15 protein-coding genes are annotated in these 14,472 nt (G+C 43.5%); 13 read left to right on the top strand and 2 right to left on the bottom strand.

The genetic code is table 11. The annotated features are described in order from the left end of the window. The coding region (locus tag K355_RS24780) for a transposase (protein WP_022734413.1) at positions 1-315 on the bottom strand (315 nt) is incomplete at its 3' end. A 489-nt stretch (positions 316-804) separates the two neighbouring features. Here K355_RS24780 and K355_RS0122445 point away from each other — a divergent pair. The 13 genes from K355_RS0122445 to K355_RS0122385 all read left to right on the top strand — a co-directional run bounded on the left by K355_RS0122445 (position 805) and on the right by K355_RS0122385 (position 13,873). Further along, on the top strand, positions 805-1,551 hold the full coding sequence (locus tag K355_RS0122445) for a hypothetical protein (RefSeq protein ID WP_028791877.1): 747 nt from the start codon (positions 805-807) through the stop codon (positions 1,549-1,551). Positions 1,552-1,593: 42 nt separating this feature from the next. After that, the gene (locus tag K355_RS25255) at positions 1,594-2,343 is read left to right on the top strand and encodes a phytanoyl-CoA dioxygenase family protein (protein ID WP_022734411.1); all 750 of its coding nucleotides are present in this window, start codon (positions 1,594-1,596) and stop codon (positions 2,341-2,343) included. A gap of 4 nt (positions 2,344-2,347) precedes the next feature. After that, positions 2,348-3,169, top strand: coding sequence for a phytanoyl-CoA dioxygenase family protein (locus K355_RS0122435; protein WP_022734410.1), 822 nt, complete (start codon positions 2,348-2,350; stop codon positions 3,167-3,169). A 201-nt stretch (positions 3,170-3,370) separates the two neighbouring features. Then, positions 3,371-4,795, top strand: a complete 1,425-nt coding sequence (locus K355_RS0122430) for a phosphodiester glycosidase family protein (protein ID WP_022734409.1) — start codon at positions 3,371-3,373, stop codon at positions 4,793-4,795. Positions 4,796-4,919: 124 nt separating this feature from the next. Continuing rightward, the gene (locus K355_RS0122425) at positions 4,920-7,241 is read left to right on the top strand and encodes a PEP/pyruvate-binding domain-containing protein (protein ID WP_022734408.1); all 2,322 of its coding nucleotides are present in this window, start codon (positions 4,920-4,922) and stop codon (positions 7,239-7,241) included. After that, positions 7,238-7,840, top strand: a complete 603-nt coding sequence (locus tag K355_RS0122420; protein ID WP_022734407.1) for a gamma-glutamyl-gamma-aminobutyrate hydrolase family protein — start codon at positions 7,238-7,240, stop codon at positions 7,838-7,840. Before K355_RS0122425 ends, K355_RS0122420 begins: the two co-directional genes overlap by 4 nt. Beyond that, positions 7,837-8,571: a phosphocholine cytidylyltransferase family protein gene (locus K355_RS0122415; RefSeq protein ID WP_022734406.1), complete on the top strand. Its 735-nt coding sequence runs from the start codon at positions 7,837-7,839 to the stop codon at positions 8,569-8,571. Before K355_RS0122420 ends, K355_RS0122415 begins: the two co-directional genes overlap by 4 nt. A gap of 126 nt (positions 8,572-8,697) precedes the next feature. Further along, entirely contained in the window at positions 8,698-9,519 is an 822-nt protein-coding gene (locus K355_RS0122410; RefSeq protein ID WP_022734405.1) for a LicD family protein, read from the top strand. Positions 9,520-9,592: 73 nt separating this feature from the next. Beyond that, positions 9,593-10,396, top strand: a complete 804-nt coding sequence (locus K355_RS0122405; RefSeq protein ID WP_022734404.1) for a class I SAM-dependent methyltransferase — start codon at positions 9,593-9,595, stop codon at positions 10,394-10,396. A gap of 98 nt (positions 10,397-10,494) precedes the next feature. After that, on the top strand, positions 10,495-11,115 hold the full coding sequence (gene plsY, locus K355_RS0122400; protein WP_211219050.1) for a glycerol-3-phosphate 1-O-acyltransferase PlsY: 621 nt from the start codon (positions 10,495-10,497) through the stop codon (positions 11,113-11,115). 89 nt (positions 11,116-11,204) lie between these two features. Further along, positions 11,205-11,594, top strand: a complete 390-nt coding sequence (locus K355_RS0122395; protein ID WP_022734402.1) for an adenylyltransferase/cytidyltransferase family protein — start codon at positions 11,205-11,207, stop codon at positions 11,592-11,594. A 124-nt stretch (positions 11,595-11,718) separates the two neighbouring features. Next, positions 11,719-12,957: a putative capsular polysaccharide synthesis family protein gene (locus K355_RS0122390; protein ID WP_022734401.1), complete on the top strand. Its 1,239-nt coding sequence runs from the start codon at positions 11,719-11,721 to the stop codon at positions 12,955-12,957. Between the two features lie 97 nt (positions 12,958-13,054). Beyond that, on the top strand, positions 13,055-13,873 hold the full coding sequence (locus K355_RS0122385) for an MBL fold metallo-hydrolase (RefSeq protein ID WP_022734400.1): 819 nt from the start codon (positions 13,055-13,057) through the stop codon (positions 13,871-13,873). A gap of 254 nt (positions 13,874-14,127) precedes the next feature. Here K355_RS0122385 and K355_RS25640 read toward each other — a convergent pair whose 3' ends face one another. Further along, complete coding sequence (locus K355_RS25640) at positions 14,128-14,289, bottom strand: hypothetical protein (protein WP_022734398.1); 162 nt, start codon at positions 14,287-14,289, stop codon at positions 14,128-14,130. Positions 14,290-14,472 lie beyond the last annotated feature (183 nt).

Raw genomic sequence — 14,472 nt, 5'->3', positions numbered from 1 at the left:
CATCATGGATTTTGCGGTAGTCATATACCTGACCGCTGTCTTCTCATATCTGGCGAAGTACGCGGTTGCCTTTTTTAGAATATCGCGCTCCTCGGTGATCCGGGCGAGTTCTTGCTTCAGGCGGCGTATCTCGGATGATTGTTGATCAGCTTCAGCAATCGCATCAGGGGACTTGCTGAACTTCTTCTTCCACACATACAGGGAATGTGTGCTGACACCGAGACGAGCAGAAACTTCCGCTACTGAGTAGCCGCGTTCTGTAATCTGGCGAACGGCATTGATCTTGAACTCATCGGTAAAATGACTCTTGGGCATCGTAAACTCCTTGCCTCACTTTATAAGTGATGAGGTGTTTACAACTCCATGGGCTATTCAACCTATTGGTGTTAAACAGGCATTCTTGTATATGTTCATTCGGGCTTGCCTCCAAGGATGGTTGAAGCGTGGTAACTCCAGTCTCCTTGGTCTGGCCCGAATGGACAACCTATTGAGGTTCCACATCTAGGGCATTGGCATCTTCGGAATACGATGATGCTAAAGTCTAGTGACATAAATCCGTCATCAAAGTTTCATCTAAAAGCGAGAGAAAATTGTTGCGTCAACGATCTTGTTAATTCACCTTCCTGAAGTAATCAAAGGTTGTTGTGATGATGCAATCTAGCGCTTAAAAGTGTATTGCGCTTATTGATATATATTAAAACTAGTGATAGAATTGCTTTGTAGCTATTAAGCCCGATAGGTTGAAGCGAATTTCGCGGTCTCTAATAGCTATAAAGCAATATGTGAGGTTTGACGGCACGCGTTATGAATGAGATAGAATCCGGTCATATCCCTTCTCTTGAATTAAACGAAAATCATTTCCCCATTGTCTTAGAGAATTTTTTTGATAATTCAACTTACGGAAGAATGTATTCTAATCTGCGTAATGTCAAAGTTGCACCTGAAATGCCCAACGGATACGCAGAAGTAAAAGTTTCGAAAGAAATCATCAATCTGATGAGTGATAAGGCGATCAAAAATATCGCGGATCAGTTCTTTAAGGTCAAATGGGTTTTATCTTCAATTGAGCTGCACACACTCAAGCTAGGCGGGGTTTTTGAGCAAGGATTGCCATACCCTTACAGTTCCATTCAGCAAGATGAGATGCACACTTGTGCTAGCGATACTCTACTAAGCTCACCATTGATTCTGAATTTTCTAATACCCCTTTCTACTGAAGGGGCCGTCGATCTTGAGTTTTCAATAGCTGAAAATTTTTCGAAAGGGCACTTGTTTCCCGGAAAGTCGACAGGACGGGTAGCTTTGAAGAGAAATTCCGTCTCTATTTGGTCGGCGCCGCTATCCACTAGGATAAGAAACTCGTCTCGTCAGCCTGTCACATTGGTCAGCTTTCGATGTTCACCGATATTTATTAATCGACCCTTCCATGTTGGTGATTTACTTAATATTCGAGAGCTGAATTCAGCAGACAAAGAAGTATTGAAAGTGCTAGGCATTGGACTCAAGTACCCAAAAATACAGCCTCAGCCAAATTTCGTAATGTCAAAATAAAAGGACTTATGCAAATTGATATCTGAACTAGCAGTTGGCGCAATGACTGATGGTAAGGGTTTATTTACTCTGCCTAATTTTCTAACCACCAGCGCGTGTAATGAAATATTAAGTATTGTACAGTCTTACGAACCTGACGATCTAGGTAGTGTTCGATGTCTTCTTGATAAGTCGCCTCATTTCGAAGATCTCGTTACCAATGAGACAATAGAAGAGATTTGCCTCAAGCTGTTCGGAACTGAGTATCGTCTATCTGCCTTGGGAGCTAGGATCATTCCTTCCCGATCGGATGTAGGGGCAGAGCACTCACATGTAACTACTGCGCACATAGATTATCCGTATCGTGCTGTTGTTCGGCAAACACCTGGCATCGCTTCTCGGTTTTTTGGAGTTCCGTTAGGGCTTCAGGTTCTAATTCCTTTGGTTGATTTGACCTTGGAAAATGGTGCAACTGCTTATCTTCCTGGCAGCCATAAACGGTATCAGATGCCGGACCAAGAAGAGTTCGCTCGCAAGTTAGAAAGCGGTGAAGTTGAAAGACTAGAAATTGGTGCCGGAACGCTTGCCTGTTGGTCTGGACCTATTTGGCATTGTGCAATGCCAAATCAGAGTTCATCTGATAGAGGCGTCCTTACTTTGCTTTTTTCGCCGCCCTTTATCAACCATCCTCACTTGATGAAAAATAACTATGAAAGAACGTGGTTGGAGAGCCGCTCGGAAAAATTTCAGAAGTTGATTTCGATGCATGACTTCGCCGCCATGGTGTTTCCACAACCACAAAAACGGATCTGAATTCATGGTTGATTTGCTGGATTTTAATGTGAGCGAAGCGTATCGCAACATGACCGATGGCGAAGGGATACATGTAGTTGAAAACTTCTTGCCGAAGGAAGCATGTGAGGAGTTAAAAAAAATTACACTCGCATACGAAGCAGATGAATTAGGAACCGTCCGTTGTCTTTTGGATAAATCTGAATGGTTTGAAAGAATTTTGCTCGATGACAATGTTAATCAATTGTGCAGCTTGGTTTTCGGAAGCCGCTATCGGCTTGGGTCACTTGATATCAAAGTTGTGAAGCATAGCGATGCGAGAAGTGAAGAGTTTAACTTTCGACCACATGTTGATTTTCCTGCAAGTGACATGATCGATGGGAGCCCGGGAAAGTTGGGTAGATTTTTCAATGCTCGACTTGGACTTAAACTCTTAATTCCATTGGATGCCCTAAATCAATCAAATGGCGCAATGGTGTACATTCCTAATAGTCATCACTGGAATAGGAACCCAAAAACCGAAAACGGCGAATTCCAGATACGTATGGAAAACAATGAAACCAAAGCACTGACAATTCCTGGCGGTTCGATGGCTATGTGGTTTGGGCCACTTTGGCATGCTGATTTGGATAACCAATCAGATAGATACAAGTTTCTGACGCACATATGTATTACTCCAGAATTTGTTTCCAAGCCGCAAGCAATTTCTGAAATGTATCCTTCTTCATATCTTAGTTCTCGCTGTAATAAGATAAAGAAGATTCTTGGTCTTTTAGATGAGTATCCATCGACTAGTATCAAAACTCATATTGGGGAAAATAATGAAGGAGTTATTCGGAGCTCATGACCGACAAAGTCTGTTGAGTAAGCATGTTGATAGGCATTTGTACACGTCGATTGGATTGTGGTCACTTATATGACGGTTAATTTTTACTGACGCGCTTAATGCGCTAGGTGTCGAAGTGTTAGTGCATGCATCTAATTGCACGAAAGCCATAAGCATATTCGAAGTAAAACAAAGTGAAATATCTTATTGGGACTTTGAGAAATGATATATGAAAAAAAGTGGTTTCAATCTGAAGCTGCAAGCATTTCTTACATTGTGAAGAAGTTGAATGACTTTCAGGTTGTTCGGCTAAAAAGTTCTTTGGAAAAAAAAAGTAGCGATTACGCGCATTTTTTAACTGCGTCACGAACTGCATCTTGTGTAACTGTGGCGATAGAAGACATATTAGTCACAGATTTAGCTCATATTCCGACATTCTTCCATCAGAGTATCGATAAAAAAACGCTGTTTATAAGTTTCCGGTGTTTGGTAGCCTATTGGGCTCAGTACTATGTTGACTTTGTTTTTCGAGATATTCCCTTACCTCTCGAAATTGATCAAGAAGAACTTCTGGAGGTTTTCGAATTCTGGAGGTCTTCGGGCTTAGTGCACTTTGGCTTTCCAGAAGATTTTGACACCATAAAGCACCCAAAAGTTCTGCCAATTGGTGATTTAGGATATCTTAGTGACATCGAGCTGAGCGATATGCAGATCGTGTCAGCTTCTGGCTATTCCACAATTATCTATGATGAATGTGTGCTCCCCTTTCAGAGTATTCGTGATCCAATTGGGTTTCGCGCTGAAGGTGGAGTGGTAACAAGTCTTCCGATGTATGGTCGTCCGTGCATGCTAATGTTGGAGAGTGGTTTCGAGCAGAGATACTTGTCTGGTGCTGATTTTGAAGTAGCCATTTGTGGCGGAAGAATGTGTATAGATGGTGGTGCCGAAGATAGTTTTCTTGCATTTATATATCCTGATGGTCAAACGGAACGAACCGCTAAAGAAGTTTCGGCCGTCGAACTTGTGATTGTCGAACAACGTATTGTCGCAGTTCGGTATGGTGGGGGCACTAGTATCCCAAAAGCTGGTGTAATTGTTCGGGGAAATAAAAATAATCTCACTAAAACTGTCATAGAGGAATTGCGAAGAAAAAATAGTGTTGAACTTAGGCCCAAAGCAATTGTTGGGCTGATTTCAGGTATTCAGTGTGGACCTACGCTAGTTAAAATGGGGGAAAGATGCTCCATGGAAAACATTTTGAGCGAGCAGAAGTTTATTTCTGATAAGGCGCATAAACGAGTAGCACCTATTAATCTTCAAGCCTCCGCAAACAACACGAAAGCAGCAAGGTCGATGCTTGGTCTTACCGTGTGTGGGAAGCTAGTGTTGATTGTTGTTGAGGGGACAGCTTCTAAAGTCGCGCAAAGTAAAGTCAGAGCCATGCGAGGAAAATCTTACGGTGCAACATTCGACGAACTAATAGAAATTGCGCTCAGCGAGAACTTAATCGAAGCTATGGCCCTCGATAGTGGTGGGTCCGTTGGTCTGCGGCAACACGGAGAAGAGATAGTCGTAGGCGGAGACTTTAGGCTGACAGAAGACACGCGGTACGAGCGACCACTGGCACACGCGATTATCTATACTTAAACTTCCTTGCTCAGCAAGCAAACCAATCCCTGAATAGCAAGAGTCTGTACAAAGCGATTGTTGTCCCACAGCAATTACTAGGCTTTTGTTGTAAACGGGTACAATTTTAGGTCGAGAAAAATTTATGAAGTCAATCTATAATTCTCAACTTGAAACAATGACCAAATCAGAAATGCTGAGATTTGTTGATCGGCAATTTGAGCAAAGAAGAGTCCTGCCAATGGTGGTGTTCAAGTATACGCAATGGTCGAAAGACAAAGGAGAAATTTTCAACGAGCTATGTCGTCTATTTAGCGTTGGTCGCAAAGTAATAGTGCGATCTAGCGCTATTGGAGAGGACTCACTGTGTGAAAGTCAAGCGGGTGTTTATCAAAGTATTGTCGCGAAATTAGGCAAACGAAGTATTTATTCTGCAATTTCCCGAGTATTCAAATCATATCACCAGTCTCTGCCAGAAAATGAAGTGTTTATTCAGAGTTACATAGATAATTCAAGTGCTGCAGGTGTTGTATTCACGAGGGATCCAACCAGTGGTGCTGGCTACTATGTTATCGAATATGAGACAAACGGTGAGACAAACGGAGTGACGTCCGGATCAACAGCTGATTTACAGTCTTATACATACGTTCGAGGTTCTAACATTGAGTTGCCGAAAGAACTTGGAGACATTGCAGAAGCAGTATCTGAACTTGAGAACATATTTGGAACGACTCCACTTGATGTTGAGTTCGCTGTAAAGGGCGGCTTTACTTACGTGCTCCAGGTACGGTTACTTGCCTGCCGATACCTACCTTCTGACGTGCCAAGTAACCGTATTCTTCGCGCAATTAAGGGGCAAATTCGGGAGGCTCTCTCACCACATCCTCATGTCGTGGGCGACAATAATATCCTCGGAATTATGCCTGATTGGAACCCGGCGGAAATAATAGGTACGCACCCAAGAACACTTTCTTCTTCATTGTATCGTTACCTGGTCACCAATGATGTTTGGGCAAACTCTCGGAGTGACTTGGGATATCGAAGTATTAAAAATGTTCCTTTACTAGTGATGTTGAATGGCATGCCTTATGTCGATGTACGGGCTAGCCTGAACTCACTGTTGCCCGAAGGTCTACCTTTGCCAGTTGCAAAGAAGTTTGTAGAGGCGCAAATTGGATACATACTAAACAATCCAAGCGTGCATGATAAAATAGAGTTCGAAGCTGCAGCAACTTGCTGGACACCATCAGTTGAAGCCCGCATTGACAAAATTGCTCCTGATATGTCGAACAATGAGCGTGGCATTTTGATCGAAAAGCTTCTCGATCACACCCGAAGTATGATCGAGAGTGCGAGACAGCATTTAGATTTCAACGAGCAATCTTTTCAAGAAATAAGTAATCAACTTTTAGTCCAATCGAATGGTGGTAGAACGGTTGCATGGCGGTTGTACTCAATATTAAAGAACTGCCATGAACTTGGAACTCCTAGATTTGCTAGGCTAGCGCGCTTTGCTTTTGTCGGAACCGATTTATTACGCTCATTTGCCGAAATTGGTTTGTTATCTGAACGCCAACTGATGACGTTTATGGCGGGTGTGAACACCGTCAGCGGTCAGATGCTTGACGATATTTCGGTTCTGGATCGGCGCGAGTTTTTGAAGCGCTATGGCCATCTTCGACCTGGTACTTATGATATTCGCGTTCATCGATTTGATGAAGCTCCGCATGAATATTTTGGCGAACATATCGATCCGATTGAGGTTCAGCGAGAGAGATTCGCGGTTCCTAAGAGTACCAAAATCGAAATTTCAAAAATTCTTAGTCGAGCGGGTTTTAGCAGCGATGCGGATTCACTGTTTGCATTCATTCGAAAGTCGATTGCGGCAAGAGAATGGGCAAAGTTTGAATTTTCAAAGTCGGTTTCTTCAGCCTTGTCAGTATTGACGGAATTCGGAAACGATCACGGATTGACGAGGGAGGATCTGAGTTACGCAAATGTCTTCGATATTCTTGAGGCTTACTCGGGAGGTATTGATCTTGATGACGCGCTGAAGCAGTCTATCGAGCGCGGGCGTGTTATTTCCTCTGGTATGCAGTTTGTTAAATTGCCGCCCATTATTTCCTCAGATTCAGATGTAATGGGCTTTGTAGGCAATGTAAACCGGCCGAATTTTGTGGGTGTTGGTATAATTGTTGGCAATACAGCGGGGATAGAAAGTTCGGACTTGACGGACAAGATCGTTGGAATAAAGCAAGCGGACCCCGGTTACGATTGGATATTCACAAAAAGAATCAAAGGATTTTTCACAGCATATGGTGGTGCAAACTCGCACATGGCTATCCGCGCTGCGGAATTAGGAGTTCCGGCCGTAATCGGTGCAGGAGAAAATTTGTTCGAGCAGTGGTGTGCAAGCCGTGCAATCAGAGTGGATTTCGACTCTCAGCTGGTGGAGCCTTTGGGATGACACTCGTTGCAATCATTCCCGTGACTCTTGAGCGTTCAGGTCGCGGAGAGTTCGTTGACGCACTTGACGTAAACTGGGCGAAATTTTTTTGCCAGATTGGAATAAAGGCAGTGGTATTGCCCAACCTAGTCGACGGCTATGGGCAACTCCTTGAAAGAATTAAGCCAGATGGTGTGCTGCTTAGTGGAGGAGGTGACATTGCAGCGCTATCAGGAAGCCTAACTGAGCGAGATGTCTGTGAGCGCATCATTCTCGACTGGGCTATTTCAAATAAACGTCCGGTATTTGGAATTTGCCGTGGTTTCCAAGTCATTTTAGCCCGCTTCGGTGCAGAATTTAGACAGTCAAAGGTGCATGTCCGCACGCGACACGAAATCGTCGGATTAGAAAACCGACAAGTGAATTCTTACCATCATTACGTAGCAGTTACTGCACCAAAAGAAGTAATGGTGTGGGCGCGCGCAAAAGATGCGTCAATAGAAGCGGCTAGTTTTCTAGATGGGCAAATTAAAGGTGTTATGTGGCATCCTGAAAGATCAGACCCGTTTGATCCAGAAGATTTACAAATCATGAAATCACATTTTGGAGCGAGAATATGACGGCGGCGATAATTCTTGCAGCGGGGCGGGGTAGCCGCTTGGGTGATTTGACAAGCTGTAGACCTAAATGTTTGACCGAATTAAACGGTAGAAGTTTACTCTCGAGGCAAATCAGTGCCTTGCGCGAAGCTGGCATATATCAGATCGCGATTGTGACTGGATATAAAGGCGAATTGCTACATTCTGCGGGTTTGCCTTGTTTTTATAATTCAGATTGGGAAACCACAGGTATTTTTACGTCCCTTTCGCGGGCAAATGAATGGTTACGTTGTGGGGCGGTAATTGTCTCCTACGGAGACATCTTTTATTCTTCCAAGACTATTACGGCTCTGAAAAAGCAAAAAGGCCCGCTTGCTCTAACCTATGATCCTAATTGGTATGAGCTCTGGTCTAAACGTTCAAGCACCCCATTGGACGACGCGGAGAGTTTTGTCTTGGACGATAAGGGGCGTGTCAAATCAATCGGAAAAAAGATTGCATCCCATGTACAAGCCCACGGCCAATACATGGGGCTGATGCGCATGTCCCCTATGGGCTGGAAGCAAATTAGGGAGGCAGCCCAAACACTAGGTTCCAGTATTCGAAAAGCAGACATGACCACTGTTGTGTCGGTGGCAATAGAAATGGGCATGCCAGTAACGGCAATTCCATGCATCGGTAAATGGGGGGAAGTCGATACCGTGGAAGATGTGAACCTATATCAATCCAAGGAATTCATGTTGGATGACTAATAAGTAAGCTCAAGCTTTCTTACAGGTAAAAAGTGAAACATACAGTCACGTATTCGTCGTGTATCGATAGCAACTTCTATCGGTCGTCAACCACCACATTCGTCCAAATATGCCGGGTTAGTTTTGATGAGAAATTTATCGACTGATGATCTCAAATCCCTTCAGCTGGTGCTGTTGGATATGCTTCTCGAAGTCGACCGCATATGCCGGAAGCACAACATTCGATACAGCCTGTTTATGGGGACATTACTAGGGGCAGTTCGGCACAATGGCTTCATTCCCTGGGATGATGATTTGGATATTGCAATGACGCGTTCTGAGTACCGTAGGTTTGCAGAGGTGTGTGCCTTTGAATTGGACTCGTCGAAGTTCTTTTATCAAGATCACATAACTGACCGCTATTATCGTTGGGGATATGCTCGCATAAGGCGAAAAGACAGCGAATTTACGCGATTAGGCCAAGAGCACCTCAAAATGAAAACGGGAATCTTCCTCGACATCTTCCCAATCGATGGTGTTCCAGAAACTGTACTCGGACGCTCTGTACACAGCTGTTACTGTTATGCGCTGCGGAAAGTTTTGTACTCTGAAGTAGGTCGGAAGACAGCACGTACTAAAATCGCTAGAGCCTGCTATTCTATTTTGCGCTTTGTCCCAACGGCGTTTGCACATAACCAGCTTACGTGGCTATCTCGCTTGTGTCTGAAATCTAGACACGTTCGGATAAATTCGTTTCCACTTCCTCGAGATAGAACAGCTGGATATCCCCGCTCATGGTTCGAGGAAGTCGAACGTATCCAGTTCGAAAAGCATTTATTTTCAGCCATCAAAGAAAAACATGAATACCTAATGTACACGTATGATGATTATCTTCAATTACCACCACCAGACCAACAAAAAAACAGCCATATTGCTTCAAAATTTCGCTTACCAAAAGTAATCCAATAACAGAAACAAGTTGGGGGATTGCGCCATATTTTTTTGTAACCAAAAGTCCGTACTGTCACTCTAAGAGGTATCAATGATTAAACTGAACCACATCGACGATGGAAAGTCCTTTGATTTTGGTCGAATTTCTGAAGATTATGCGAAGTTTCGGGACATTTATCCTCCAGAATTCTTTAGCAAGATCCATCAAATAGGTCTGTGCAGTGAAGGCAATACAGTTCTTGATCTAGGGACAGGAACTGGTGTTTTACCGCGTACCTTAGCAAAGTACGGAGCCAAGTTTATAGGCGCAGATATTTCGGAACATCAAATTGCGCGGGCTCGACAGCTATCACAAGGGCTTAACATCGAATATGTCGTCTCGCCTGCAGAAGAAGTGGATTTCCCTGCGAATACCTTTGATACCGTCTTAGCCTGTATGTGTTTCACATACTTCGATAAAACAAAACTAATGCCTCGGATTCATAAAATGCTCAAGGAGAATGGTCGTTTCGCCATTATGTCTTTGGTGTGGTTACCGAAAGAAAGCGAAATTGCAAAGCGAGGTGAAGAGTTGGTTTTGGAGGTCAATCCTGACTGGAATGGTGTTGGTTACGATCGACCGAAATTCACAAAGGAGGGAATACCTGAATCCTACAAGGTTGATTTGTCATCCGGATTTACTGTTGATGAATCCTGTGCCTTTGATGTTTCAATCCCTTTCACTCGCGAAGCATGGCACGGAAGAATGAAGGCTACACGTGGCTTGGCAGCGGCTTCGATTACGGAAGAGCAACGAGCATACTTTGACAAGGAACATTGGAAATATCTAGAGCAGCAACCGAAGATATTTGAAGTACTGCATTCGGCTGTATTTTGTGTGCTTAAAAAAGCCTAATACTGGTACCAATCCTAAAGTCGAACGGACCAGTGAAAAGATGCGAATAGAAAAATTCGCATCTTTTCATTTCTTAATAGAAGGAATGTCTCTTGATAGTGGAACTTGCGAAAATTTCAGCAGCTATTGGTTTTGGATATCTGCTGGGGAGTTTGAATTCGAGCATTATCGTATCTCGTTTCTGGGGTATTGATGTCCGGCAGCATGGTAGTAAAAGTGCGGGTCTAACCAATGTATTGCGAACCCTCGGTGTCCCTGCCGCTATCCTTGTCCTGGTGTTTGACGTTCTCAAAGGGGTCGTTGCCTGCCTGTTCGGCGATTGGCTGGGTATATTCGTCCAAACGGGCGATGCCGTTGATAGTCTAGGCGCGCTTCTAGCAGGGGCAGCAGTGGTCGTAGGCCATAATTGGCCGATATTCTTCAAATTTCGGGGCGGAAAAGGGGCCCTTACCGCTGCTGCTGTAATGATTATGCTCAGTTGGTCGACAGCTTTGATGAGCTTAGGTGTGTTCGCTACCGTGATCCTTTTGACGCGCTATGTTTCGTTGGGAACAATCTTAGCTGTCGTGTTTTTCTCAACGTATACTGTTCTGTTTTCCTCAAGTCACACAATTTACTTTAATGTTACTGTCATATTATTGGCATGTATTATTGTATTTAAGCATCGTGCAAATGTTGTTCGGCTAATGTCTGGCAGTGAAAACAAGCTACGTTTCTAAAGGTATCGGATATATTCCGCACTGTTTTATTCTAAAGATTTTAGATAAAAAAATAAATGGTTTTCCGAGTTATTTGCAAGGAATTTACAATGAAGAAAGTAGTTACCTACGGTACGTTTGACCTTTTTCACATTGGTCATTTGCGTTTGCTGGAGAGGCTGCGTAATTATGGCGATCATCTAACTGTGTTTGTTTCTACCGACGAATTCAATGAAGTGAAAGGAAAGAAATCATTGAGCAAATGTGCGGATAGAGCGGAAGTTGTTGCAGCATTGCGTTGTGTGGATGAAGTTTATTTTGAGACCTGTTGGGATCAAAAGGTTCACGACATAAATCGCCTTGATATTGATATATTCGGCATGGGCGATGATTGGTTAGGGAAGTTCGATTTTCTTTTACCACATTGTCAGGTGATTTATCTCCCCAGGACGGAAGGGGTTAGCTCATCATATTTCAAAAAAAAGTTGAGTAGTGTCTAGTCTACAATTGCTGGTGATTGCAAGCCCGCAGCAGAGATGAACAATCTAATGGAACCCTGTTGTCCCAAAGGAAAAATGATGTCTTGGCTGTGGATAAAAACGATTTTCATTCGAAGGAAACCCGATGATTACAATATACAGTAGAGATAGATACGAAAATTTATTTAAATTGAATATAGTTTTATATGGTGCGGGTATTACTGGTGTAGAAACGTACAATATTTTAAATAATTATTTTGATGGTGTGCACGTCGAAGGCTTCTGCGATACGTATAAGTCGGGGCGTCTGATTGAATTAGATATTCTTACTCCCGACCAACTCGTCGAAGAGTGTGCTTCAACTCCGAAAGTGGTTATCGTTACAGGGTTATCGCACAATGCGTTAGAAATACTCGATAGTCTTACTAGGTCAGGAATTAGAAGGGAGTATATTTATACTCTTGAAGAGCTGGATCAACTAGTTTTGAGTAATTTACAGGATGTACGTATCAATAAATGGTATCGTGATATCAAAGCAATCAAGATTAGTTTGCCAAAGGATACGAAACGTAACCTTTATCAGAACTGGTGGTGCCCGGAGCATTATTGTGACGGCGATGTTCTTGTGTACCAACCAGGAAAAGTCGGGTCTTCGTCAGTCTGTAATAGCCTTTCTTACGCGGGCATCCCTGCGACACACGTGCACATGCTCACTGAAGAATTTATATTTGATCTGGTGCCAGAATTGGCATGGGTGCCTACCGCCTCACAACTGGAGGCTATTCAGTTGGCTTCTCGGATCTGCAACGAAAAAATCCGATCTTCAGCGAGGCTAAAGATAATATCCCTAGTTAGAGAGCCGATAAGCAGAGACTTCTCACATTTTCTCTATCACGTGGATGAGCTGAAGAGAAATAATTACTTCCAAGCGAGTGAGCCATCTCTAGCGAATTGCGCAGAAGGGATATTGCGCCGTGCTACGCAAAATGGAAAGTGTTCTTCTGGGTATCAATTTGAATGGTTCACGAAAGAATTACAAAAAGTTTTTGGAGTTAATGTATTTGAATACCCGTTTAATAGGGAGGCGGGATACACAATAATAAAGGAAAATAATATCGAGTTGTTATTAATAAAGCTTGAGAAATTAAATGAACTTGAATCCGTTATTGGTGAATTTGTTGATGCACCAGACTTTAAGATAATTAATACAAATGAAGCGAGTAATGGAAAAAATAAAAAACTTTATCTATATTTTCGGCAATCAGTAAAGGTACCTGAAGTGGTTGCTGAAATGTACTATGGTGCTAATAAGTATTTTAATCATTTTTACAGCTTAGAAGAGAAAAAAGCTTTCTGCCGAAAGTGGGGGGTAGATGCTTGCTGACAGAGCAGCGAGTAAAGATTGTCTCCGAAGATAGTTGTTTTGGTGACTAGGTGGAGGCAAATAACGCGTCTTTCGTGTTCAGTTTCGGGGAATTCAGTTGAAGTTAAGTGTAACAATACTCGGTTGCGGTTCATCAGTAGGTGTGCCTCGAATAGGAAATGAATGGGGCGTTTGCGACCCAGAAGAGCCTAAAAACCGACGCCTGCGCTGCTCAGTGTTGGTCAACTTAGAAAACAAAGGCGGCAGGACTTCTGTGCTAATTGACACAGGGCCAGATCTAAGGCAGCAACTTCTATCAGTTGACGTAAAGAAATTGGATGCTGTTCTATACACCCATCCCCATGCAGATCATTTACACGGGATCGATGACCTAAGGTCTCTCATGGTCAGTTCTAAGAAAAGTATTCCTGTCTTCATGGATGCTAACACATTCGAGCGGGCGAAATCAGCATTCGGCTATTGCTTCAAGCAGGGAAAATGCACGGAAAGACCTCCCATAGTTCAGCACACTTTGATTGAACCAGAGCGCATGATTACGGTTAATGGTGATGGGGGTGCAATTAGTTTTGAGCCAATATATGTGCAGCATGGGGATATAATGGCACTTGGATTTCGCTTTTCGGGAATAGCATATCTACCTGATGTTTCCTCAATACCGAATTGTGTGTTGGAACGTCTTAAGGCGCTTGAATACTTGATTTTGGATTGCTTGAGGAGGAAACCACATCCTAGTCATTTTAACTTGGAGAAGGCATTAGAAGTATCTACCATACTTCAACCGAAGTCTTCAATATTTACAAATTTGCACGACGATCTAGATTATCAGACTTTGTGTCGCGAGCTTCCAGCTGGGATCATACCAGCCTACGATGGTATGAAGATTGAGATATCTTTGCTTGAGCAATATCGACTGTAATATTCATGAAGATGCGTAGCTGTCTGGCATCTATCGTGCGGATAGGGCGCGCATAAGTATGCCATCGCTAGATTGTGGTGCGTTTGAGGTTCAATGGCGTCGACACAGATTTGCGTTCGTGTCATCTCATTTTGCGCTGTTCACTTCATTATCGGAAAGATCAAAGTCAGGCTTGGGAACACCACCAGATAGTGCAAGAAGGAGCCCAACAACGACGGCATGCACATCCAGGAAGTGTTTCGGTTAAACATTGTTCATTCTTCCTTCGCGAAGGGCAGGATGGCAGCTGTCGGCCTCTCAACATCTGCAGGCAAGGGCCGGCGCGGTCGAAACAGGTTCTTCAGCCGCTCTGCCGCAGCAAAGATTTCCTTATCGGTCGCCTTCGAGAAATCCACGGCCGGTTGCTTATCGGTCATTGCTTGGCACCTGGCATAACGCTCTCATCAAAGCAGGAAGAAATCGCAGTGAAGACATAGAGACTGAATAGCCCCTGGAATTGTAGATACCCGGTTTGATCAGATTTGTCGTCTTTCGAATTCGACGGGTGACAACATCCCGTTGGTACTATGTTTGCGCTTCGGGTTGTAGAACATTTCTAT

Source organism: Thalassospira lucentensis MCCC 1A00383 = DSM 14000 (genome assembly GCF_000421265.1).
Taxonomy (GTDB): domain Bacteria; phylum Pseudomonadota; class Alphaproteobacteria; order Rhodospirillales; family Thalassospiraceae; genus Thalassospira; species Thalassospira lucentensis.
This window is presented reverse-complemented; position numbering and strand designations above follow the sequence as displayed.